The sequence below is a fragment of the Streptomyces sp. NPDC003697 genome (genome assembly GCF_053587115.1).
The window spans coordinates 150,403-171,309 of sequence record NZ_JBSFNN010000001.1; the positions used below are offsets into that span (position 1 = coordinate 150,403).

The window sequence follows — 20,907 nt, forward strand, 5'->3', positions numbered from 1 at the left end:
GGACCACTGGCACCGGCGGTCCTACGGCGCCCGCGACGGGACGACGCCCGGGCCCGATCCGACCGCGGGGTGGTCCCGCTCGACGGGGGCGGTACGGCACGCCGTGGCGTGGGGGGGGTGCCCTACCCTGGAAGGGTCCCAGGCCGGTGGAGGGCTCCCCGGAAGGGCGGAGGCAGTCGCCGGTGGATCTGGGCCCGGACCACTGGAGGAGTGCGGGCATGGCCTCCCAGGCATCCGAAGAACCGGCGCCTGAAGCACCGGCACCCGAGGGACCGGCATCCGAACCACCGGCATCCGAGGGACCGGCATCCGAACCACCGGCGCCCGAACCACCGGCACCCGAGGGACCGGCATCCGAACCACCGGCCTCCGAGGGACCGGCACCCGAACCACCGGCACCCGAACCACCAGCATCCGAAGCCCCGGCACCCGAGGTACCGGCACCCGAACCACCGGCATCCGAGGTACCGGCACCCGAACCACCGGCATCCGAAGCCCCGGCACCCGAAGAACCGGCTGGTTTCCCCGATCTGCACCTGCGGGACGAGCTGCTGCGCGCGCTGTCCGGCCTGGGGTACGAGGAGCCCACGCCGATCCAGCGGGAGGCCATCCCGCCGCTGCTGGAGGGCCAGGACCTCATCGGCCAGGCGGCGACCGGGACGGGCAAGACGGCGGCCTTCGCCCTGCCCCTGCTCGACCGCACCCCGCCCGACGGACGGGGAGCGCCTCCGGCCGCACTGGTGCTCGTCCCCACCCGGGAGCTGGCCGTTCAGACCTCTGAGGCGATCCACCGCTACGGCCAGGAGCTGGGCACCCGGGTGCTGCCTGTCTACGGGGGGCAGTCGATGGCGCACCAGCTGCGGGCGCTGGACCGGGGCGTCGACGTCGTCGTCGCCACCCCCGGACGCGCGCTGGACCACATCGGCCGCGGCAGCCTGCGCCTGGACCACCTGTCCACCGTGGTGCTCGACGAGGCGGACGAGATGCTGGACATGGGATTCGCCGAGGACATCGAGGCGATCCTGGGCGACACGCCGGAGAACCGCCAGACGGTGCTGTTCTCCGCCACGATGCCGGCGCGGATCGAGAAGATGGCCCGCCGCCACCTCCACGATCCGGTGCGCATCCGCATCGAGCGCCCGGCGCCGGCCGAGGGCGAGGCACCGCTGGTGCGGCAGACCGCGTATGTCGTCCCCCGCTCGCACAAGCCCGCGGCGCTCGGGCGGGTCCTGGACATCGAGACGCCCACGGCGGCCCTGGTGTTCTGCCGCACCCGGGACCAGGTCGACCACCTCGCCGACACACTCAACGGCCGCGGCTACCGGGCCGAGCCGCTGCACGGCGGCATGAGCCAGGAGCAGCGCGACCGCGTGATGGGCCGGCTGCGCGCCGGGACGGCCGACCTGCTGGTGGCCACCGACGTCGCCGCGCGCGGCCTGGACATCGAGAACCTCAGCCACGTGGTGAACTACGACCTGCCCAGCGCGCCCGAGGCCTACGTGCACCGCGTCGGCCGGGTCGGGCGGGCCGGCCGGGCCGGCGTCGCCGTCACCCTGGTCGAACCCCGCGAGCACCGCACGCTGAAGACGATCGAGCGGGCCACCCGGCGCACCATCGACGTACAGGCGCTGCCCACCGTCGCCGATCTCCGGGCGCACCGGATGGAGCTCACCCGGGCAGCGCTGCGCGAGACGCTGGTGGAGGACGGCTACGAACCCTTCCGGGGGGTCGTCGAACCCCTCACCGAGGAGTTCGACGTCATGGACGTGGCCCTGGCCGCGGTCAAGCTCGCCCACGAAGCCGGCGAGATGGACGGCGGGGACGAGGAGGAGATCCCGCAGGCCTCCTTCCGGCCGCAGCAGCGCGCACCGGGCGGCCGTGACCGGCGGGACAGGCCCGCGTCCCGCGGCGGCCGGGTCCCTGCGCGGGGGATGACACGTCTGTTCGTCGGTGCCGGACGGACCTCCGGCATCCGTCCCCAGGATCTTTTCGGCGCCCTCGTGGGAGAGACGGCGCTGGACGCCCGGGACATCGGCGGCATCGAGATCACCGACCGGTTCTCCCTCGTCGAGGTCCCCGAGTCGGCCGCCGACGACGTCGTCCGCGCGCTGCGGGGCACCACCATCAAGGGCAGGAGGCCCACCGTCCGCAGGGAACGCACGCACCTGCGGTAGGCGCCCGCCCTGCCCTGCGCGCACGGCCGCTCCGGCGCACCGGGCGTGGACGGCGACGGCCCGGCCCCCGCGCATCGCGGGGGCCGGGCCGTCGGGGCGCGCCGGTTCAGCCCTGGCGGGCCTTGAAGCGCGGGTCCCTCTTGTTGATCACGAACGTCACACCCCGGCGGCGTACCACCTGCGCACCGGGCCTGGACTTCAGCGAACGCAGTGAGTTGCGCACCTTCATGTCACGTCCTCCTCGTACTCGGGGCGCCGGACGGGCGCCCGGTCACCGGCGACGCGGGCCCCGGGACGGGTGCCCGGCTCCGTTCCGTCCGTCGGCCGTCCGCCGGGCGTCGGCGGCCGGGACCGCCTGGTTCACCGCACCTCGCGGAACGGAACGTGCTCCCCGGCCACCGGGTCGTACTTGCGCAGGACCAGCCGGTCGGGGTCGTTGAGACGGTTCTTGCGCGTCACGTAGGTGACGCCTGTGCCGGCCGTCGACCTCAGCGTGACGACCGGACGCGTGGTGTTGCGTGCCACGGTGCCTCTCCTCTCGTCCACATCACGGCCTACTGGTCCGTGCATGTCAGCTACGCCGTGTTCAACCACCACCCCGGCCGTGGCATTCCCGTCCGGCCGCGGAAACGGGCGACGGCTGCTATGCTGCCCCGTCGCCTTCGGCCCGCCCCGCGCGTGTTGTCCGGAGGCTTTTTTCATGCCTTCCGACGTCATCGCATCCGCGTCCCCGACCCCTCCCTCCCCCGGCTACCTGGCCCTGCTCCGCGGCAGGGAGTTCGCGGGCCTGTACGCGAGCTTCACGCTGACGGCCGCCGCGGGCACCCTGTCCGGCCTCGCGCTCGGCACACTGGTCGACCGGCAGACCGGGTCCCCGTTCCTGACGGCGGTGAGCATGTACGGGGCCACGTTCGCCACCGTGCTCGGCGCCATGACGCTGATGTCGGTGGCGGACGGGAGCCGTCCGCGCCGCACCCTGCTCGCCCTCCACTGCGCCTCACTGCTGGGGGTGGCGGCGCAGGCCGTTCCGGGACTGCCCCTGGCGGCCCGGTTCGCTCTGCTGCTGGTGCTGGGGCTCTTCCAGTCCCTGGGCACCGGCACCCGGCTGGGGCTGCTCGCCGAGGTCGTGCCCGCCTGCGCGTACGCACGGGCGCGCTCGCTGATGAACGTCACGTCGGGCGGCGCGACGATCGTCGGTTTCGCCGCCGGTGCGGCGCTGCTGAGGGTCCTCGGCCCGGGCGGGGTCTTCGTCGTCGCCGCCGTCCTCACCGCGCTCGGGGCGGCGGTGGTGACGGCGACCGTGCGGGAGCGGACGGTGCGTCCGTCCCGCCGTCCCGGGCTGCGCCGGACCTGGGCGGCGAACGTGGCCCTGTTCTCCCACCCCGGCCGGCGCGCCCTGCTGGTCAACCTGTGGGTCCCCAACGGCCTGGTCGTCGGCTGTGAGGCGCTGTTCCTGCCCTACTCCCCCGGGCACGCCGGGATCCTGCTGGCGGCCGGATCGGCGGGCATGCTGCTCGGTGACCTGGCGGTCGGGCGGCTGCTCTCCGCGAGGCAGCGGCGCCGGTACGCGTTCGCGCTGCGTCTGCTGCTCGCCGGCCCCTACCTGCTGTTCGTGCTCCACCCGCCGTCGGCGGTGGTGACGTGCGCGGTGTTCGTCGCCGGTGCCGGGTTCGCCGCGACGCTGCCGTTGCAGGAGCAGTTGCTCGCCCTGACCCCCGGCCCGGTCCGCGGGCAGGTGCAGGGCGTGGAGTCGGCCGGGCGGATGACCTGGCAGGGCATCGGCGCCGCGATCGCAGGCGGGCTCGCGCAGTCGGTGACGCCGGCGGCCGCGGTCACCGCTCTGGCCGCCGTGTCCGTGGCCGTCACCGTGGTCTCGCGGCCGTTCGTGGTGCGGGCCGCTGCCATGGGCGACGGGCGGGCCGGCGCCTGAACACGGTCGCCCCGGCGGCCCGGCGGGCCGTTGGCCGAGACCGGCCGCATCGCGCCGGGGCCGGTCACGGCTGCGGTCCCGGCACCCGGGGACGGCCGCGCGCCGGCCGGGGGCACCTGTCGGCCGGCCGCCCGGGACCCCCAGTACCGGCCGGTGCGCGCCGGCAGCCGTCCTCCGGAGCCCGTACAGGCAGGTGTGCGCCGACCACCCGGAAGCCCACGTGACGGGCGTACGTGGGCTTCCGGGCGGTACGGCCATGGGGGCGCCCCCTGCTCGAAGGGCGCGGCGGTGCGGGCCGGGCGCGTCGCGGGGCAGGGCCCCCGTGCGCCGGGCCTCAGGCGACCGCCTCGCCCGCCGCCTGCCCGGCCGGCTCGCCGCCCGTCGCCCGCCCGGCCGGCTCGGCGACCGCCACCTCGTCGCGCTGCTGCTCGAACTGTGTCCGGTACAGCTCCGCGTACCGGCCGCCGGCCGCGAGGAGTTCGCTGTGCGTGCCCCGCTCGACGATGCGGCCGCCCTCCACGACGAGGATCAGGTCGGCGGCGCGCACCGTGGACAGCCGGTGGGCGATCACCACCGCGGTCCGGCCCTCCAGCGCCTCGGTGAGCGCCTCCTGGACCGCCGCCTCCGAGGTGTTGTCGAGGTGGGCGGTCGCCTCGTCGAGGATGACGACGCGCTGGCGGGCGAGCAGGAGCCGGGCGATGGTCATGCGCTGGCGTTCACCCCCGGACAGGCGGTAGCCGCGCTCGCCGACGACGGTGTCGAGGCCGTCGGGCAGGGAGTGCACGAGGTCGTCCAGGCGGGCCCGGCGCAGGGCGTCCCACAGCTCCTCGTCGGTGGCCGCCGGGCGGGCCAGCAGCAGGTTGGCGCGCACCGAGTCGTGGAAGAGGTGACCGTCCTGGGTGACCATGCCGAGGGTCGCCCGCAAGGAGGCGAAGCTCAGGTCGCGGACGTCGACCCCGCCGACGCGCACCGCGCCCGCGTCGACGTCGTACAGGCGTGGCAGCAGCTGGGCGACGGTCGACTTGCCGGCACCGGAGGAGCCGACGAGCGCGACCGTCTGCCCGGGTTCCGCGCGGAAGGAGACGCCGTGCAGCACCTCGGCGCCGCCGCGGGTGTCGAGCGTCGCCACCTCCTCCAACGAGGCCAGGGACACCTTGTCGGCGGACGGGTAGCCAAAGCGGACGTCGTCGAACTCCACGGCGACCGGCCCCTCGGGCACCTCGCGAGCGTCCGGCTTCTCCTCGATCAGCGGCTTCAGGTCCAGCACCTCGAAGACCCGCTCGAAGCTGACCAGAGCGCTCATCACCTCCACGCGCGCGCCGGCCAGCGCGGTGAGCGGCGCGTACAGGCGGGTCAGGAGCAGGGCCAGGGAGACGACGGCGCCCGCCTCCAGGGTGCCGCGCAGCGCGAAGAAGCCGCCCAGGCCGTAGACGAGGGCCAGCGCCAGGGACGACACCAGGGTGAGCGCGGTGATGAACGCCGACTGGGCGGTCGCCGTGCGGATGCCGATGTCGCGCACCCGGCGGGCCCGGGCCGCGAACTCCACCGACTCCTCCTCGGGGCGGCCGAACAGCTTGACGAGGGTGGCGCCGGGCGCCGAGAAGCGCTCGGTCATCCGGGTGCCCATCGACGCGTTGAGCGTGGCCGCCTCCCGCTGCATACGGGCCATCCGGCTGCCCATCCGCCGGGCCGGCACCACGAACACCGGCAGCAGCACCAGCGCCAGCAGCGTGATCTGCCAGGACAGGGTGAGCATGACGGCCAGCGTGAGCACCAGCGTGACGATGTTGCTCACCACGCCGGACAGGGTGTTGCTGAACGCCCGCTGGGCGCCGATGACGTCGTTGTTGAGGCGGGAGACGAGCGCTCCCGTGCGCGTCCGGGTGAAGAACGCGACCGGCATGCGCTGCACGTGGTCGAACACGGCCGTCCGCAGGTCGAGGATGAGCCCCTCCCCGAGCGTCGCCGACAGCCGCCGCCCGAGGATGCCGAGGGCCGCCTCGGTCACCGCGAGCAGGGCGATCAGCAGGGCCAGGCGTACGACCGTGCCCTCGTCACCGCCGGAGACGATCGCGTCGACGACGCGGCCGGCGAGCAGGGGCGTCGCCACGGCGAGCAGGGCGGTCACCACCCCCAGGGCGACGAAGTACGCGATGCGGCGGCGGTGCGGCCGGGCGAATGCGGCGATGCGGCGCAGGGTCGCGCGCGCGAAGGGGCGGCGCTCCTGCTGGGCGTTCATGACGCTGTGCAACTGCGTCCAGGCGGTGGTCTCCATGCTCATGGAACAGAACCTAGAACCTCGAGCTACGTTGAGGTCAACGCAGGGGGCGGAGAAGCCGGGGCTCCGGGCGGATCGCCGGGCCGGCCGGCACCTGTCCGGCGAGCTGACCGGCGGGTAGCCTGCCCGTCTCGTCGCGCAGGAGGAGGTCGCCGCCATGCCGGTCAGGATCGAGCAACGGGGCCACGTCACCACCGTGGTCCTCTCCCGTCCCGAGGCGCGCAACGCGGTGGACGGCCCGACGGCGGCCGAACTCGCCGCCGCCTTCCGCGCGTTCGAGGCCGACGAGGACGCCCGGGTGGCGGTGCTGTGGGGTGAGGGCGGCACGTTCTGCGCGGGCGCGGACCTGAAGGCGATCGGCACCGAGCACGGGAACCGGGTGGCCGAGGAAGGTGACGGCCCGATGGGGCCGACGCGGATGCGGCTGTCGAAGCCGGTCGTCGCGGCGGTCGCGGGACACGCGGTGGCAGGGGGGCTGGAGCTGGCCCTGTGGTGCGACCTGCGGGTCGCGGAGGAGGACGCCGTGTTCGGCGTGTTCTGCCGCCGCTGGGGCGTGCCGCTGATCGACGGCGGCACGGTACGGCTGCCGCGGCTGATCGGCACGGGCCGGGCGCTGGACATGATCCTCACCGGGCGCCCGGTCCCGGCTCGGGAGGCGTACGAGATGGGGCTGGCGAACCGGGTCGTACCCACCGGGCGGGCCCGTGCCGAGGCCGAGGAGCTCGCCGCCGCGATCGCCCGGTTCCCGCAGGAGTGCCTGCGCTCCGACCGGGCCTCGGTCCACGCCCAGGAAGGTCTCGACGAGGAGAGTGCCCTGCGGAGCGAGCTGCGCCACGGTGCGGGCGTCCTGGCGCGGGCCACGGAGGGCGCCGCCCGCTTCGCCGCGGGCGCGGGACGGCACGGTTCCTTCACCTGAGGCGCGGCTCGGCGCGCGCGATGCCGGGGTGACGGGCCCCAGCGGCCACCGCGGCCGCCCGCTGCGTCGCGCGGCCGCGGCGGCGCCCCCGGCATCCGCGCCCCGGAGACGGGCGAGGTCGCCGACGCAGCCGACGGCGACGACGCGGTCGCCGTGCACCGCGAGCGCCGTCCGTGGCGAGCGGCGGCGCCGGTGTCCGGCGACGAAGCCGTGGGCCCCGAACGGCCCGGGCGGGGCCGCGTCCGGCCGGCGCCTCACCGGCCCCGGCGGTCCACCGGCCGCCCCGTCCCGGTACGAACTACCGTGCCGGATACGGCAGGATGACCGGGTGCGCCGGGTGCCGACCCTCCCCGCGGAGCGTCGGCAGGCGCACTCGCACATCCCGGAACCGAACAGGTGGCAACGTGACGCAACCCCACATCCGGCCGTCGGCGGCCCCGTGCGCCGCAGCGCGTCTTCCCGGAGGTGATCGATGAGCCGCGCACTGACCCTCGACGATCTCCTCCTCGCCGGCATCGCCCTGGCGGCCGGCCTGGTGGCGGCCTTGCTGCTGCGCATGCTGATGCGCTGGCTGGGCAAGCACGCCGGCCGGACCCGCTGGAGCGGGGACGACGTCATCGTGGACGCGCTGCGCACGGTGGTCCCGTGGGCCGCGGTCGCGGGCGGCGCGGCCGCCGCGGCGGCGGTGCTGCCGCTGGCCCGCACCGTGCAGCACACCGTGAACCAGACACTGAGCGTGCTGCTGATCTTCGTGTCGACGCTGACGGCGGCCCGGGTGATCGCCGGCCTGGTGCGGGCGGTGACCATGTCCCGCTCCGGCGTCGCCGGGTCGGCCACGATCTTCGTCAACATCACTCGCGTCCTGGTACTGGCGATCGGCTTCCTGATCGTGCTGCAGACGCTCGGCATCTCCATCGCGCCGCTGCTGACCGCCCTCGGTGTCGGCGGCCTGGCCGTGGCGCTCGCCCTGCAGGACACCCTGGCCAACCTCTTCGCCGGCGTCCACATCCTCGCCTCCAAGACCGTGCAGCCCGGCGACTACATCCGGCTGAGCACGGGCGAGGAGGGCTACGTCGAGGACATCAACTGGCGGCAGACCACGGTCCGCCAGCTGTCCAACAACCTGGTGGTCATCCCCAACGGGCAGCTGGCGAAGACCAACATGACCAACTACACGCGTCCCGAGCAGCAGCTGACGATCCTGGTGCAGGTGGGGGTCAGCTACGACAGCGACCTCGACCACGTGGAGCGGGTGACCACCGACGTGATCGCCGAGGTGATGACCGGGATCACCGGCGCCCTGCCGGAGCACGAGCCGGCCATCCGCTTCCACACCTTCGGCGACTCGCGGATCGGCTTCACGGTCATCCTGGGCGTCGGCGAGTTCAGCGACCAGTACCGGATCAAGCACGAGTTCATCAAGCGCCTGCACCGGCGGTACCGCGAGGAGGGCATCCGCATCCCGGCGCCCGCACGGACCGTCGCCCTGCAGCAGGGCTCCGTCGTCATACCGCACCAGCGCAGCGACGGCGGTGTGCCGTCGGAAACGGCCGTCGCCGACTGACACGAGGACCGTGCGCGCCGACGTTCACGGACCGGCGCGCACGGGGCCGCCGCCACGGTCGGCACGGTCGTGCGCCGCAACACGACCGTGCTCCTGCAGACAGACGAGTGGGCGGCGGACCCTCCACTTTCCACGGCGGCGGGCTCCAGCGCTCTCTTGAGTCGGACGTCAGGCCGGACCGACGCGCAGCGGACGCATCATTTCGTTGTCCTCGTGTTCCAGCAGGTGGCAGTGCCACATGTACCGGCCTGCCTGGCCGAAGCGCACCTTGACCCGGGTTGTCTCCTGCGGATAGGCGAGCACCGTGTCCTTGAAACCGCGCTCCCACGCCTCCGGGGGACGACGGCCGCCGGCCGGGAGCGTCTGCCGGTCGACGACCTGGAACTGCACTTCGTGGATGTGAATGGGGTGGGCGTCCGTCGTCAGGTTGTGAATCTCCCAGATCTCCGTCGATCCCACGGCCGGGTTCTCCGTGATGGGATCGGCCCACCCCAGGAGTTTCGGTTTGCCGTTCGGACCGATCACGCCGAGCAGCACTTCGCGCGGGCTCACGCCCGGCACACGGGCCGAGGCCGCCTCGCCGAGACTGACCTGCCGGTTGCGGTCGGCCGCGCCCAGGGGCTCGAAGGGTGGCAGCGTGAGCTGTGCGGGAGGCGTCGAGGTGTCCGCCGTGACGAGCGGTTCGATCACGAACTTCATGACCTGCCCGGTGGTCTTCGGGTTCGCCGCGGGGAAGCCGGTCCCGACCGTACCTCCCGTGAACACGCCGTCCGGCCCCTCATTGATCAGGTACAGCTCCGTGCCGACCGGGGCTGAGGAGAAGTCGACGATGGCATCTGCGCGTTCGGCCGGGGCGAGCAGCAGTTGGTCGCGCCGAACGGGCGCGGGCAGGAAGCCTCCGTCGCTTCCGACCTGCCACAGCGCGAGCTTTTCCGGTACCGGCCTGCGGGCCAGCGGATCGGCGACGATCTTCAGGATCAGGGTACGAGCGTTGCAGCCGTTGAGGAACCTGAGCCGGTAGCGGCGCGGCTCCACGGGCAGCACCGGCCAGGTCCTGCCGTTGGTGACCATCGCGTTGCCGAAGTACTCGGGGTTCCAGATCGGCGGAATGTCGCTGCCGGGCACATAAGGGCCCTTGAACCCGTCGAAGAGTGCCCGGCTCGCCGGATAGAACAGGGCCCCGTCGGTGCGGAACGAACGGTCCTGGACGACGACCGGGATCTCGTAGTAGCGCGTGCCGGGCGGGTCACCGAGCCTCGGCGCAGGTCCGGGCAGGACGCCTTCCCCCAGGTCAGACGGCCCGCCGCGCAGCAGGTAGAAGCCCGACATTCCGGCGTACACGTTCAGCCGGGTGATGCCCAGGGTGTGGTCGTGGAACCACAGGGTGGCGGCCCGGCTGTGGTTGGCGTAGTGGAAGACGGCCTCGCCCGGGTCCCAGGGCACACCGAACTTCGCCTCGGACTTCTTCGCGAACTCCTCGTAGAAGGATCCGACTCGGGCGTAACCGCGGGGAATGTCCCGCGCGGCGGGCAGGTACCAGGCCTCGGCGTATCCGTCGCTCTCCTCCGTGTTCGCCCCGCCGTGCAGGTGGGTGACGACGGGAACCGGTCCGCCGTACGGTCCGGGCGTCGAGGTGAACGTGGGGCGCGAGTCCCGCCGCCTGGCCCCGCCCGGTGGGTTCGCCCAGTGGAGTGTGGGATCGACCGGCAGGAGATGCGGCAGATGTCCGCCGTTCGTGTCGACCAGTTGATTGACCCACCTGACCTGGACCGCTCGTCCGTACCGGGCTTCGATGGTGAACGCGGGAGAGTGGAACGTTTCGGGATGCCCGGTCGAGCCGTATCCGAACACGGTGGTGGCCGGCATGCCCGGGGGAAGCACCTGCTGCCGGAACTGCCGGATTCCGATCGTGTAGCTGTCCCGGCCGACCCGGCTGTCCAGCGGCATGACGGGGGGTATCACCAGTTCGGCCACGTACTTCCGTATCGCCGCCGGATCGAGGACTTCTGCTTCTGCCGGCGAAGCCCGCGGCATCGCCGTACCGGCAACGGGAAGGAGTGACGTTCCGCCTGCCAGAGTGGCCTGAACGAAGAGTCTCCTGCTGATCACTGCGCTTCTCACCTCGGCTCAGATCATCGGAGCACAGCACCCGTGGCCGACCCCCGAGCCGGGCCCTCGGCGGGCTCGGGCCCGTGCGCGGTCGGCTGCCGGTCACCGACGATCGTCGCATCGCTCCGGTGGATGCGCATGACGGCCACCGGCCGCCACGGGACGCCCTGGCGCCCCGCGATCACGGCGTTGTCGGCCGGCCGGTCGAGCGCGCCCGCGGGCGACGGAAGCCTGCCGGGGGTTTCGATGGGACGTATCGCTCCGGTCCACCAGGGTGATGCCGCGCCCCGGCGTCTCGCTGTGTGCCGCCGGACGCACCGAGCGGACCACCCCCGCCGGCGGCTTCTCCTACAAGCCGACCGGAACACGCTCGTGACCGGGTACGCCGGTCGTGCGGCCGGCTGCCGCCCATGGGGCACATGGCCGCACACAACCATGGGCACGGGCCGGCGGTCCAGGTGCTGTGTGTCCGCATTCCGTATGCTCGAAGCAGTATGACTTCCGACCCGGACCCCTCCACACGCCCGACGCCGGTCTCCGCGATCGACCGGCGGCTGGACGCCGTCGCGCGCCACCCCTTCCGCGCGAAGTTCCACCTGCGCGGAAGGGATCGGGCCACCGCCGAGCTGCACGGCCCCTCCACCCTTCGGTGGCACGCCTACGACCTGATCGCGCGCCGGCTGGCGCCGGCCGAGCCCTACAAGGACGGCAGGCAGACGCCCTACCGGGGGCACCCGGTGTTCGTCGCCCAGCACGCCACCGCCACGTGCTGCCGCACCTGTCTCCAGCGCTGGCACGGCATCCCCAAGGGCCGGGAACTGAGCCGCGCGGAGCGTGCCTGGGTGGTGGACGTGATCTGCCGCTGGATCCAGCGCGAGCTGTCGGGCGAAGCGCCCGCCGCGGGCCCGCGCTGACGGCGGTGGGCACCAGGCGGCCGGGGAGACGGCCCGCGGCCGCACGCGCCGCGGCCGGGCCGGGCGGATCCGGCCCGGACCCCTGTCGAGCCGGGGGCACTCACGAGATATCTTGATGTCGAGCAATGTTGCAGACGTGGAGCGGAGCACCCGGTGACTGACTCGACCATCATCTACACACACACTGACGAGGCCCCGGCCCTGGCGACGTATTCCTTCCTGCCGGTGGTCCAGGCGTACGCCTCGCGGGCGGGCGTCGCCGTGGAGACCCGGGACATCTCGCTGGCCGGGCGCATCATCGCCGTGTTCCCGGAGTACCTGAACGAGGACCAGCGGATCCCGGACGCGCTGGCGGAGCTGGGTGAGCTCGCCAAGAAGCCCGAGGCCAACATCATCAAGCTGCCGAACATCTCGGCGTCCATCCCGCAGCTCAAGGCCGCGATCGCCGAGCTGCAGGGCCAGGGCTACGCACTGCCGGACTACCCGGACGACCCGAAGAGCGACGAGGAGCGCGAGATCCGCGCCCGCTACGACAAGATCAAGGGCTCCGCCGTGAACCCGGTCCTGCGTGAGGGCAACTCCGACCGCCGCGCCCCCGCCTCGGTCAAGAACTACGCCAAGACCCACCCGCACCGCATGGGCGCCTGGACCGCCGAGTCCAAGACCAACGTGGCGACCATGGGCGAGAACGACTTCCGCTCCACCGAGAAGTCCGTCGTCATCGCCGAGGACGGCAACCTGCGCATCGAGCTGGTCGGCGACGACGGCTCCACCACCGTGCTGCGCGAGTCCGTGCCCGTCCGCAAGGGCGAGGTCGTCGACGCCTCCGTCATGCGCGTCGCCGCGCTGCGCGAGTTCCTCGTCGCGCAGGTCGCCCGGGCCAAGCAGGAGGGCGTGCTGTTCTCCGTGCACCTGAAGGCCACGATGATGAAGGTCTCCGACCCGATCATCTTCGGTCACGTGGTGCGTGCCTTCTTCCCGAAGACGTTCGCGCAGTACGGCGAGGCGCTCGCCACGGCCGGCCTGACCCCGAACGACGGTCTGGGCGGCATCTTCAAGGGCCTGGAGAACCTGCCGCAGGGCGCCGAGATCAAGGCCTCCTTCGACGCCGAGCTCGCCGAGGGCCCGGAGCTGGCCATGGTCGACTCCGACAAGGGCATCACCAACCTGCACGTGCCCTCCGACGTGATCGTCGACGCCTCCATGCCCGCCATGATCCGCACCTCCGGCCACATGTGGGGCCCGGACGGCCAGGAGCACGACGCCCTCGCGGTCCTGCCGGACTCCAGCTACGCGGGTGTCTACCAGGCCGTCATCGAGGACTGCCGCGCCAACGGCGCCTACGACCCGTCCACCATGGGCTCCGTCCCCAACGTCGGTCTGATGGCGCAGAAGGCCGAGGAGTACGGCAGCCACGACAAGACGTTCGAGATCCCGGTCACCGGCACGGTCCGCCTCGTCGACGCGGGCGGCGACGCCGTCATCGAGCAGACCGTCTCCGCGGGCGACATCTTCCGCGCCTGCCAGACCAAGGACGCCCCGGTCCGCGACTGGGTGAAGCTCGCCGTCACCCGCGCCCGCGCCACCGGCGACCCGGCGGTGTTCTGGCTGGACGAGACCCGCGCCCACGACGCCAACCTGATCGACAAGGTCAACGCGTACCTGCCGGAGCACGACACCGAGGGCCTGGACATCCGCGTCCTGTCCCCCGTCGAGGCGACGAAGTTCTCCGTGGAGCGCATCCGCCGCGGCGAGAACACCATCTCCGTCACCGGCAACGTCCTGCGCGACTACCTGACCGACCTCTTCCCGATCCTGGAGCTGGGCACCAGCGCCAAGATGCTGTCGGTCGTCCCGCTGATGTCGGGCGGCGGCCTGTTCGAGACGGGCGCCGGCGGCTCCGCGCCGAAGCACGTCCAGCAGCTGGTCAAGGAGAACTACCTGCGCTGGGACTCCCTCGGCGAGTTCTTCGCCCTGGTGCCGTCCTTCGAGCAGTACGCCGAGGCCACCGGCAACACCCGCGCCAAGGTCCTCGCCGACACCCTCGACCGGGCCACGGCGACGTTCCTGAACGAGGACAAGTCCCCGACCCGCCGGGTCGGCGGCATCGACAACCGCGGCAGCCACTTCTACCTGTCCCTGTACTGGGCGCAGGAGCTGGCAGGGCAGAGCGACGACGCCGACCTGGCCAAGGCGTTCGCCCCGCTCGCCGAGACGCTCGCCGCCAACGAGCAGAAGATCGTCGAGGAACTCGCCGCCGTCCAGGGCGAGCCGGCCGACATCGGCGGCTACTACCAGCCCGACCCGGCGAAGGCCGCCGAGGTCATGCGCCCGTCCGCCACCTGGAACGATGCGCTGGCGTCCCTGAGCTGACGCGGGTGACCACCCGGCGGGCCCGACGGGGCCCGTGACCGCTCCGCCCCGCTCCCCGGCACACCGCCGGGGAGCGGGGCGCAGTCGTTGTGTGACGGCTGTATGTCATCTTCCACCAGGTGCTGGTGCGCCCCGCTCCCCCGTGGTTGTCTCCTCGCATGACCCTGCTCGTGACCCGCCGCCACGTCGACTACGCGCGTGTCACCACCATGGGTTGTCGCGCCGCGAGCTGACGCTCCGCTCCGGCTTCCGCAGCACTCTCCCTTCTCTCCCCCCTCCGCCCGCGCACCGGGCGTGCCCGCAGACCGGCGTGCCCGCGTGCGGGCACGCCCGCACGCGGGGGCCGAGGGCACGTTCCGTCACGCACACCGCGGTCCGCCGCGCGCACCCCGCATTCCGCACCTCGTTCCAGGGAGCAGCACCATGAGCCAGCCCGTCGACTCCGTCACCGCCGGTCACACGCCCCAGCACACGCCCACCGGGGCCGGCTCCGGAGCGTGGTCCTTCGAGACCCGCCAGATCCACGCCGGCGCCGCCCCCGACCCGGCGACGGGTGCGCGGGCAACGCCGATCTACCAGACCACGTCGTTCGAGTTCCGGGACACCCAGCACGCGGCCGACCTGTTCTCGCTGGCGGAGCCCGGCAACATCTACACCCGCCTGCACAACCCCACGCAGGACGTGTTCGAGCAGCGGATCGCCGCGCTGGAGGGCGGTGTCGGGGCCGTGGCGCTGGCGTCCGGGCAGGCCGCCGAGACCCTGGCGCTCCTCACGCTGGCGGGCGCCGGCGACCACATCGTCTCCAGCACGTCCCTGTACGGCGGCACCTACAACCTGCTCCGGCACACCCTGCCGCGGCTCGGCATCGAGGTGTCGTTCGTCGACGACCCCGACGACCCGGAGGCCTGGCGGGCGGCGGTCCGGCCGAACACCAAGGCGCTGTTCGGGGAGACGCTGGGCAACCCGCGCGGCGACGTGCTGGACGTGCGGGCGGTCGCGGACGTGGCGCACGCGGCGGGCGTGCCGCTGATCGTCGACAACACCGTGCCCACCCCCTACCTGCTGCGGCCGATCGAGCACGGCGCGGACGTCGTCGTGCACTCGGCGACCAAGTTCCTCGGCGGGCACGGCACCACGATCGCCGGCGTGGTGGTGGACGGGGGCACCTTCGACTTCGGGGCGCACGCCGAGCGCTTCCCCGACTTCAGCGAGCCCGACCCCAGCTACCACGGGCTGCGCTACTGGCCCGCTCTCGGCCCCGGCGCGTTCGCGGCCAAGCTGCGCGTGCAGCTGCTGCGCGACCTCGGCCCGGCGCTCTCGCCGCACTCCGCGTTCCTGCTCCTGCAGGGCGTGGAGACGCTGAGCCTGCGCATCGAACGGCACTCCGCCAACGCGCTGGCGCTCGCCCAGTGGCTCGAGCAGCGCGACGAGGTCGCCGCCGTGCACTACGCGGGTCTGCCGTCCAGCCGCTGGCACGAGGCGGCGCGGAAGTACCTGCCACGCGGCGCCGGGGCCGTGGTGTCCTTCGAGCTGCGCGACGGCGTCGAGGCGGGCAGGCGGTTCGTGGACGCGGTGGAGCTGTTCAGCCACCTCGCCAACATCGGCGACGTGCGCAGCCTGATCATCCACCCGGCCTCCACGACGCACAGCCAGCTGACCGAGGAGGAGCTGGCGGCGACGGGCGCCTCGCCGGGCCTGGTGCGCCTGTCGGTGGGGCTGGAGGGAATCGACGACCTCAAGGCGGACCTGGAGGCCGGTTTCCGCGCCGCCAAGGGCGCGTCCTGAGCGCCGTCCTCGCCGCCGCGGACGCCTCGGCCCCTCTCCCGCCGGCCACCGGGGCCTGGCGGGAGGGGGACCCGCCCGGGCGCCGCCGGTGGCATGTGCCGGGCGAGCCGCTGCCGCTGGAGGCGGGCGGTGAACTGCGGGGCGCCCGGCTGGCGTTCGAGACGTGGGGGCGGCCGGCTCCGGACGGCTCCAACGCCGTGCTGGTGCTGCACGCGCTCACCGGGGACAGCCATGTCGCCGGGCCCGCCGGCGCCGGCCATCCCACACCGGGCTGGTGGGACGGGCTGGTGGGGCCCGGCCGGGCGCTCGACACCGACCGTTGGTTCGTGGTCGCGCCGAACGTGCTGGGCGGCTGCCAGGGCAGCACGGGCCCGGCCTCGCCGCACCCCGACGGGCGGCGGCGCTGGGGCGGGGCGTTCCCGTTCCTGACCCAGCGGGACCAGGTCGCGGCCGAGGCCCGGCTGGCCGACGCCCTCGGCATCGAGCGCTGGGCCCTGGTCGTGGGGGGCTCGATGGGCGGCATGCGGGCCCTGGAATGGGCGGTGGGGCATCCCGGGCGCACGGGCGCGCTGCTGCTCCTCGCCACGACGGCCGCGGCGAGCGCCGAGCAGATCGCCTGGGCGAACGTCCAGTTGCACGCCATCCGCAGCGACCCGCACTGGCAGCGCGGCGACTACCACGACACCGGGCGCGGCCCGCACGCCGGTCTCGGTCTCGCCCGCCGGATCGCCCACGTCACCTACCGCAGCGAGCCGGAGCTGCAGGCGCGGTTCGGCCGGTCGGCGCAGGACGCGGAGGATCCGTGGCGGGGCGGCCGCCACCAGGTGGAGTCGTATCTCGACCACCACGCGGACAAGCTGGTCCGGCGGTTCGACGCGGCTTCGTACGTCACGCTCACCCAGGCGATGAACAGCCACGACATCGGACGCGGCCGGGGCGGCACGCGCGCCGCACTGCGCCGCGTGACCGCGCCCACCCTGGTGGCCGGGGTCGACTCGGACCGTCTGTACCCGCTCGCCCAGCAGGCGGAGCTGGCCGCGCTCGTCCCGGGCGCGGACCGTTTGCGGGTGGTCGAGTCGCCGTACGGGCACGACGGGTTCCTCATCGAGACGGAGCAGGTCGGGGCGCTGGTACGGGAGGTGCTGGAAGCGGGGTGAGCCCGGAGCCCGGAGACCGTCGTACCCGTCGAGGTCCGATGATCTTCGTGTGGCACGATCCTGCCGCGACCCACTCACTACGACCTGGACCCGGAGCAGCCCGTGCCCGACACCGCACCCTCGTCCTCACCCTCGTTCGAACTCCTGCCCGGTGCGGAGGAGTCGCCCGTGATCCTGCACGTGCCGCACTCGGCGCGGGAGATACCGCCCGCGGTGCGCGCGGGCATCGTGCTGGACGACCCGGCGCTGGCGCGGGAGCTGGGCCACATCACCGACGCGCACACCGCGGAGCTCGCGGCCGTGGCCGCCGGCCTGTCGGGCGTCACCCCCTGGCGGTTCGTCAACCGGCTGTCGCGGCTGGTCGTCGACCCGGAGCGGTTCCCGGACGAGCGGGAGGAGATGCTCGCCGTCGGCATGGGCGCGGTGTACACCCGGACCACGCACCGGGAGGTGCTCAGGCCGGACGGCACCGACCCGGAGCCACTCGTCGAGCGCTACTTCCGCCCGTACGCGCGGGCGATGACCGAGGCGGTGGCCGGACGGCTGGCCGCCACGGGCCGGGCCGTCGTCATCGACGTCCACTCGTACCCCGCCACCGCGCTGCCCTACGAGCTGCACGGCGAGGGACCGCGGCCGCCCGTGTGTCTGGGCACCGACTCCTTCCACACGCCGGGCGAGCTGGCCGAGGCGGCCCGGAAGGCCTTCGCGGAGTGCGGGGAGACCGGGCTGGACAGCCCGTTCGGCGGAACCTACGTCCCACTGGACTTCTACCGCACGGACTCCCGCGTCACCGCCCTGATGGTGGAGATCCGCCGGGACACCTACATGACCGAGCCGGGCGGCCCGGCGGGTCCGGGCCTGAACCGTCTCGCGGCGGCGCTGGCGGCCCTCGTCGACACCGTCTCGGCCTGACCTCCGGCAGGCCACCGGCCGACGCCCGCCCGCGCGACGTGCGAACTCACGTGGGAGCCGTTCCACCTCCCCCAACCGCATGCCGAGGAGGACGCCCACCACCAGCAGTGATCACCCAACGTGACGAAGCACTACTAGGCCCGCAGCCACTCCGTGACCACCACCTGCCCGCCCGCGTGCAACCGCAGGGCGAACGGGCCGCCGGGCGGAGCGGTGGCAGTGAAGCGGCCCATGGCATCGGCGGTGAGGGGCGCGCCGGGCCGGGGGCCGCTGAGCACCTCGACGCGAGCGGGCTGGGGCGGCAGCACCTGACCCATCAGCCCGTCCTCGCCGACCTCCACGTCGACGGTCAGGTCGCCCGCGCTGAAGGTCAGCATCCGTGGCACGTCCGCGGCCCCCCTGACGGGGAGGGCGTCGGCCAGGGAGTCGAAGGTCAGCTCGGCGACGCGGGCGTCGAGGTCGTGCAGCACGAACGCCTCGACGGCGAGCTGGCACAGGGCGTCCGGCACCGGGTCGAGAATGGCGGCGGCCTGCCGCAGCTCCTCCTCCAGCAGGTGCGCGCCCCAGTCCCCGCCGGACCCGTCGTCATGGACGTCGTGCCGGCCGAGGAGGTCGTCGTCCTCGTGACCGTCGCTCACTTCGCCCCCCGGGCGTCGAGTCGTGCGCGCAGGCGCCGCAGGCAGCGCTGGCGCAGGGGTCCGATGCTGCCCACCGCGATGCCGAGTGCGGCGGACACCTCCTGGTAGCTGGGCGGCGGCGAGGCCATGAGCACACGCAGCAGCTGACGGCAGCGGTCGCCGAGTTTCTCGAACTCCTGCCACAGCCGCCGGATCCGCTCGCTCTGCGCGGCGGCCTCCTCGGAGTCGAGCACCGCCTGTTCCGGCGTGCGCTCGTCGCTGACCCGGTCGAGCAGGCGCGGATCGTCCGTCACCGTCAGCCGGTTGAGGCTTCTGAGCGTGCGCAGGCACTCGTGCCGCGCGGTGCTCGCGAGCCAGGCGCCCGCCTTGTGCGGCTCCCGGATCCGGCCGAGGTGCTGGGCGAAGCGGAACCAGACGGTCTGGTAGACCTCGTGCCCGTCGGCGTCGGAGAGCCGGTGGCCGCGCACCACCGACCACACCAGCGGGCTCAGCCCTTCCACCAGTGCCTTCCAGGCCGCCGCGTCGCCGTCGACGGCGGCCCGGACGAGCGCGCCGACATCTGTACGGTCCACGGTCCCACCCCTCGTGTACGACCTGACATCGTACGCCGTGGCGGGGACGGCTCCGGCCGTCATACCGGCGGAGCCGTCCGCGGGGCGGGGACCGGGCGCCAGGTGGGCGGGCGCAGCGCCGGCACGTGCGCCCCGCGCACTTCCGCGTACTCGGTGGTGGCCGCGAGCAGCCGGCTCCGGGCCGCGCGCGCGTCGCTCTCCTTGTGGGCGGTCATGTGCGCGGCGACCATCCCGGCAGCCACGGGGGCGGCGAAGGAGGTGCCGCTCCACTGTGCGAACCCTTCGAACATCACCTGGTCCGGCTTGCCGGGGGCGCTGCCCTGCTCCTCGCTCAGCGCGCCGGTGTGCCGCGGGTAGCGGCAGGTGCAGGCGTAGGTGAACCCGTAGCGGCAGGCGTCGTAGGTGGAGTGCTGGTAGACGTACGGCACGGGCGTGTCGAAGCCGGTGAGGGCGCTGGTGAGCCGCTCGCCGGGGGCGTAGGCCTTCACCCAGGCGCCGTGGTTGGTGAAGCAGGCGCCGTACTCGCCGTCGCCGCGCAGCGCGCCGACCGAGAGCACGGATTCGGCGAAGCCGGGCAGGTCGGCGTAGGCGGCGGGCCAGAACGGCGTGGCGCTGGCGTTGTTGCCGGCCGCCGCGACCAGCAGGGTGCCCCGGTCGCGCAGTTCGCGCATGAAGGCGTCGACGCCGAGCAGCCCGTCGGTGCGGCCGTTGGAGGTGCCGGCGGAGAGGCTGATGATGTCGGGCCACCCCTGCTGGTCCACGGCCTCGAAGAGCTTGTGCCCGAAGTCCGACTCGAGGACGGCGCCGGCGTCGTTGAGGGTGCCGCGGACCGTGATGCGCGTGTCTGGGGCGACGGCCGCGAGGAGCCCGGCGATGAAGGTGCCGTGACCGACGTACTGCTGCAGGACGCCGTTGTCGTCGGTCTCCCTGACCTGGCCGTCGCCCTCGACGTGCGCGAGCAGCGGGAAGGACCGGTAGTCGTGCATGAGGCCGGTGTCGATGACGAGCACGTCCACGGGGGTGCCGGCGGGGTCGTGGGCGGCGGCGGGCGCCGGGTTGACGCCCTCGGCGCGGGGGGCGGGCACCGGCTCGTCGCCGGGGCAGGCGTTGACCGCGATCGACACCACGTGGTTGCGGCTGACCAGCCGCCGTCCGGCGCGCCCCTCGTGCTCGCGCAGGGCACGCAGGGCGTGCGCGACGGTCCGGTCGCCGCCGTGGTCGCCCTCGCCCGGGTCGCCGACCTGGATGCGGGTGACGCCCGTGCGGTTGGCCTGGGGCCCCGCCCGGCGCACGTGGTCCGCGACCAGACCGGGCGCCTCGGCGAAGTGGGTGCGCACGGTGTCCTCGACGAGGTGCGCCTCCTCGCCGTCCCGGGCCAGCACGACGCCCCTCTCGTAGAGGAACTCCCCCGAGTCGTCCGGGCCCATCGCCAGAGGCACGTCGGGCATGGAGCGCTGGATCTGCTGGAACTGCTCGTGGAACCGCTGTGGTGCCATGCGTGTCCTCCCCCTGGTGACGGCGGTCGTCATGCAGAGCCGCCGGATCGTCACTTGATACATCGTCAAACCGGGTGACACGGTTCCGG

16 protein-coding genes are annotated in these 20,907 nt (G+C 73.4%); 9 read left to right on the plus strand and 7 right to left on the minus strand.

The genetic code is table 11. The features are described from left to right. Nucleotides 1–218 precede the first annotated feature (218 nt). The gene (locus ACWDNY_RS00665) at nucleotides 219–2,174 is read left to right on the plus strand and encodes a DEAD/DEAH box helicase (protein WP_451643489.1); all 1,956 of its coding nucleotides are present in this window, start codon (nucleotides 219–221) and stop codon (nucleotides 2,172–2,174) included. A 106-nt stretch (nucleotides 2,175–2,280) separates the two neighbouring features. On the opposite strand, the gene ykgO is transcribed toward ACWDNY_RS00665, so the two are convergent. Both ykgO and rpmG read right to left on the minus strand, forming a co-directional pair. Beyond that, complete coding sequence (ykgO, locus tag ACWDNY_RS00670; protein ID WP_451643490.1) at nucleotides 2,281–2,403, minus strand: type B 50S ribosomal protein L36; 123 nt, start codon at nucleotides 2,401–2,403, stop codon at nucleotides 2,281–2,283. Nucleotides 2,404–2,534: 131 nt separating this feature from the next. Next, nucleotides 2,535–2,699 (minus strand): 50S ribosomal protein L33, encoded by a 165-nt coding sequence (gene rpmG / locus ACWDNY_RS00675; protein ID WP_451643491.1) that lies wholly within the window; start codon nucleotides 2,697–2,699, stop codon nucleotides 2,535–2,537. A gap of 175 nt (nucleotides 2,700–2,874) precedes the next feature. Here rpmG and ACWDNY_RS00680 point away from each other — a divergent pair, with 175 nt between their 5' ends. Beyond that, nucleotides 2,875–4,104 carry a hypothetical protein gene (locus ACWDNY_RS00680; protein ID WP_451643492.1) on the plus strand — a complete coding sequence of 410 codons (1,230 nt, stop codon included), beginning with the start codon at nucleotides 2,875–2,877 and terminating at the stop codon, nucleotides 4,102–4,104. A 334-nt stretch (nucleotides 4,105–4,438) separates the two neighbouring features. Here the strand turns inward: ACWDNY_RS00680 and ACWDNY_RS00685 are convergent, their stop codons facing one another. After that, the gene (locus tag ACWDNY_RS00685; protein WP_451643533.1) at nucleotides 4,439–6,379 is read right to left on the minus strand and encodes an ABC transporter ATP-binding protein; all 1,941 of its coding nucleotides are present in this window, start codon (nucleotides 6,377–6,379) and stop codon (nucleotides 4,439–4,441) included. A gap of 160 nt (nucleotides 6,380–6,539) precedes the next feature. Between ACWDNY_RS00685 and ACWDNY_RS00690 the strand changes: the two genes are divergently transcribed. Both ACWDNY_RS00690 and ACWDNY_RS00695 read left to right on the plus strand, forming a co-directional pair. Continuing rightward, nucleotides 6,540–7,298 carry a crotonase/enoyl-CoA hydratase family protein gene (locus ACWDNY_RS00690; protein ID WP_451643493.1) on the plus strand — a complete coding sequence of 253 codons (759 nt, stop codon included), beginning with the start codon at nucleotides 6,540–6,542 and terminating at the stop codon, nucleotides 7,296–7,298. Nucleotides 7,299–7,770: 472 nt separating this feature from the next. Continuing rightward, complete coding sequence (locus ACWDNY_RS00695) at nucleotides 7,771–8,862, plus strand: mechanosensitive ion channel family protein (protein ID WP_451643494.1); 1,092 nt, start codon at nucleotides 7,771–7,773, stop codon at nucleotides 8,860–8,862. 168 nt (nucleotides 8,863–9,030) lie between these two features. Here ACWDNY_RS00695 and ACWDNY_RS00700 read toward each other — a convergent pair whose 3' ends face one another. Then, nucleotides 9,031–10,836 (minus strand): multicopper oxidase family protein, encoded by a 1,806-nt coding sequence (locus tag ACWDNY_RS00700; protein ID WP_451643495.1) that lies wholly within the window; start codon nucleotides 10,834–10,836, stop codon nucleotides 9,031–9,033. A gap of 629 nt (nucleotides 10,837–11,465) precedes the next feature. Between ACWDNY_RS00700 and ACWDNY_RS00705 the strand changes: the two genes are divergently transcribed. From ACWDNY_RS00705 to ACWDNY_RS00725, 5 genes are all read left to right on the plus strand, one after another. Further along, nucleotides 11,466–11,885, plus strand: a complete 420-nt coding sequence (locus tag ACWDNY_RS00705) for a DUF4186 domain-containing protein (RefSeq protein ID WP_451643496.1) — start codon at nucleotides 11,466–11,468, stop codon at nucleotides 11,883–11,885. A 153-nt stretch (nucleotides 11,886–12,038) separates the two neighbouring features. After that, nucleotides 12,039–14,258 (plus strand): NADP-dependent isocitrate dehydrogenase, encoded by a 2,220-nt coding sequence (locus ACWDNY_RS00710; protein WP_451643497.1) that lies wholly within the window; start codon nucleotides 12,039–12,041, stop codon nucleotides 14,256–14,258. A 423-nt stretch (nucleotides 14,259–14,681) separates the two neighbouring features. Next, nucleotides 14,682–16,043, plus strand: coding sequence for a bifunctional o-acetylhomoserine/o-acetylserine sulfhydrylase (locus ACWDNY_RS00715; protein WP_451643498.1), 1,362 nt, complete (start codon nucleotides 14,682–14,684; stop codon nucleotides 16,041–16,043). After that, complete coding sequence (gene metX / locus ACWDNY_RS00720; RefSeq protein WP_451643534.1) at nucleotides 16,040–17,200, plus strand: homoserine O-acetyltransferase MetX; 1,161 nt, start codon at nucleotides 16,040–16,042, stop codon at nucleotides 17,198–17,200. The genes ACWDNY_RS00715 and metX overlap by 4 nt, the downstream gene beginning before the upstream one ends. A 102-nt stretch (nucleotides 17,201–17,302) precedes the next feature. Then, nucleotides 17,303–18,112 (plus strand): N-formylglutamate amidohydrolase, encoded by an 810-nt coding sequence (locus ACWDNY_RS00725; RefSeq protein ID WP_451643499.1) that lies wholly within the window; start codon nucleotides 17,303–17,305, stop codon nucleotides 18,110–18,112. A gap of 134 nt (nucleotides 18,113–18,246) precedes the next feature. Here the strand turns inward: ACWDNY_RS00725 and ACWDNY_RS00730 are convergent, their stop codons facing one another. The 3 genes from ACWDNY_RS00730 to ACWDNY_RS00740 are packed head-to-tail and all read right to left on the minus strand — an operon-like array spanning nucleotide 18,247 to nucleotide 20,818. Continuing rightward, nucleotides 18,247–18,750, minus strand: coding sequence for a hypothetical protein (locus tag ACWDNY_RS00730; protein WP_451643500.1), 504 nt, complete (start codon nucleotides 18,748–18,750; stop codon nucleotides 18,247–18,249). Further along, nucleotides 18,747–19,385 carry an RNA polymerase sigma factor gene (locus ACWDNY_RS00735; protein ID WP_451643501.1) on the minus strand — a complete coding sequence of 213 codons (639 nt, stop codon included), beginning with the start codon at nucleotides 19,383–19,385 and terminating at the stop codon, nucleotides 18,747–18,749. The genes ACWDNY_RS00730 and ACWDNY_RS00735 overlap by 4 nt, the downstream gene beginning before the upstream one ends. Continuing rightward, entirely contained in the window at nucleotides 19,382–20,818 is a 1,437-nt protein-coding gene (locus ACWDNY_RS00740; RefSeq protein ID WP_451643502.1) for a S8/S53 family peptidase, read from the minus strand. The genes ACWDNY_RS00735 and ACWDNY_RS00740 overlap by 4 nt, the downstream gene beginning before the upstream one ends. Between the last annotated feature and the right edge of the window lie 89 nt (nucleotides 20,819–20,907).